Source organism: Methylophaga sp. UBA4204, from assembly GCF_002379485.1.
Classification (GTDB): Bacteria; Pseudomonadota; Gammaproteobacteria; order Nitrosococcales; family Methylophagaceae; genus Methylophaga.
This window is the reverse complement of record NZ_DFTU01000049.1, coordinates 9,657-12,059: the sequence shown is the minus strand read 5'-3', so window position 1 is coordinate 12,059 and position 2,403 is coordinate 9,657. Positions and strand designations below refer to the sequence as shown.

Here is a 2,403-nt window from a genome sequence, read left to right as displayed (position 1 = left end):
GAATATCTGGCCAAAGAACAAATATGGGAATATCTCGATACCTTTGCCGATAATCTGGTGGATTTTTTCCGTAGACAGGCGTTTTTACCAGACATTTTGCATAGTCATTATGCTGATTCCGGACTGGTTGCCTCGCATATTGCCAATCAGCTGGGAATACCACTAATCCATACCGGCCATTCACTGGGACGAGTCAAACGCAGAAGATTGCTGGCCAGTGGCGTGGATATCGATCAATTAGAACAACAGTACAAGATGAACCAGCGAATTGAGGCAGAAGAAATTACGCTGGCTACCGCAGAGCGGGTGATCACTAGTACGCATCAGGAAATTGAAGAGCAGTATGAGCTTTATGATCACTACCAGCCGGCTCAAATGCGTATCGTGCCGCCCGGTACTAATGTTCAGCAATTCACTCCACCAAAGGGAGATGAACTGCAAAGCGAGTTATTTAAACGCATTACCAAACATCTGGATGAACCGGAAAAACCGATGATTCTGGCATTGTCGCGGCCAGATAAGCGTAAAAATATTGTCAGTCTGATTGAGGCCTATGGGCAGTCAGAACAATTACAGCAACATGCCAATATTCTGGTAATTGCTGGTAATCGTGATGATATTGATGATCTGGAACGAGGGGCACAGGAAGTATTTCATGAGCTTCTGGTGGCGATTGATCGTTATGATCTTTACGGCAAAGTCACTATTCCTAAACATCATCGTCGTGATGAAGTGCCACTGATTTATCGTATAGCAGCCGCAACCAAAGGGGTATTTGTTAACCCGGCCCTGACAGAGCCATTTGGCCTTACTTTAATTGAAGCTGCTGCCAGTGGCTTGCCGATTGTTGCCACCGAAGACGGTGGTCCCAGAGATATCATGGCGAATTGTCTGAATGGCGAATTAATTGATCCACTGGAAATTTCCAGTATCAGTTCTGCGATAGAGAAACTGTTACTTGACGATGATTATTGGCAACAGTGTCAGCAAAATGGCCTGAAAGGCGTCACTGAACATTATTCTTGGGAAGCACATGCAAAACGCTACCTGGAAATCATTGAACCGATTGCTGCACGCACTGAAAAATTACTGCGCTTGCCAGTTGAACGTCGTGAAATGGGACGCGATGAAAGAGCACTGGTCACCGATCTGGATTTGAATCTGATTGGTGATGATGAATCCTTGCAGGCATTGCTTGGTCTGCTGCGGGATAATCGTAAAAGTACCAAATTTGTTATTGCTACCGGCCGACGCTTGGATCAGGCTTTAAAACTGATGAAAAAACATCGTATTCCCGAGCCGGATATTCTGATTACCAGTAGCGGCAGCGAAATTTATTATGCACCAAAACTAACACCGGATACGGCATGGACCAAACATATTGACCATTTGTGGTTACCTCATCGGGTGACTAAATTGCTTGATGATATTCCAGGGCTGGAACGACAGCCCAAGTCAGAACAGAGTCAGTTCAAGCTAAGTTATTACATCAATCCCGAACAGATAGATGTTGAGGCCGTGAAATCATTGTTACACCGAGAAGAGTTATCGGTACATGTTCAGCTCGCCTTTGGTCAGTATCTGGATATTCTGCCGCTCAGAGCATCAAAAGGTATGGCGTTGAGGTTTGTTGCAGATCGCTGGCAAATGCCGCTGGAACGTATCTGTGTGGCCGGTGGAAGTGGTGCCGATGAGGATATGATGCGTGGCAACACACTGGCTGTTGTTGTAGCAAACAGGCATCATGAAGAACTGTCACAGCTGGAAGATTTTTCACATATCTATTTTGCCCATAAGCCTTATGCTGCAGGCATTATGGAAGCGATTGAATATTATAATTTTTTTGAAACCACCTCTGAACAAGCAACAGGTTCAAATTAAATGAGTGCAAGATTATTACTCTGTACCGATATGGATCGCACTGTCATACCGAACGGAATGCAGGCTGAACATCCCAATGCACGCAGGCGATTCCGAAAATTCTGTCAATCGGAAAATGTTTGTCTGGTATATGTGACGGGCCGCCATCGTCAATTGGTTGAAAAAGCTATTCGTACCTATAGCCTGCCACAACCGGATTACATTATCAGCGATGTGGGAACTAAAATATTTCAATACAAAGATAAACGGTGGCAGGAAGTAAAGAGCTGGTGTGATGAAATTGCCAAAGACTGGAACGGTCAATCACATTCTGATTTGAAGGCCTTGCTGAGTGATATCAAAGATCTGCAATTGCAGGAGTTCAGTAAGCAAAACACCCACAAACTGAGTTTTTATCTGCCGCTTTATCTCAATAAGGATGAGGTCATTGCGCAAGTGCATAACCATCTGCAAAAAAATGGAATCAACGCTTCAGTAATGTGGAGTATTGATGAGCTTACCAATGTTGGTTTACTGGTCGTA

2 protein-coding genes are annotated in these 2,403 nt (G+C 44.4%); both read left to right on the top strand.

The genetic code is table 11. The annotated features are described in order from the left end of the window. Positions 1–1,881: HAD-IIB family hydrolase (locus tag B3182_RS07240; RefSeq protein ID WP_292752130.1), on the top strand; the 1,881-nt coding region annotated here is incomplete at its 5' end. Further along, positions 1,882–2,403 (top strand): HAD family hydrolase (locus B3182_RS07235; RefSeq protein ID WP_292752127.1); only part of this gene is annotated, 522 nt, incomplete at its 3' end.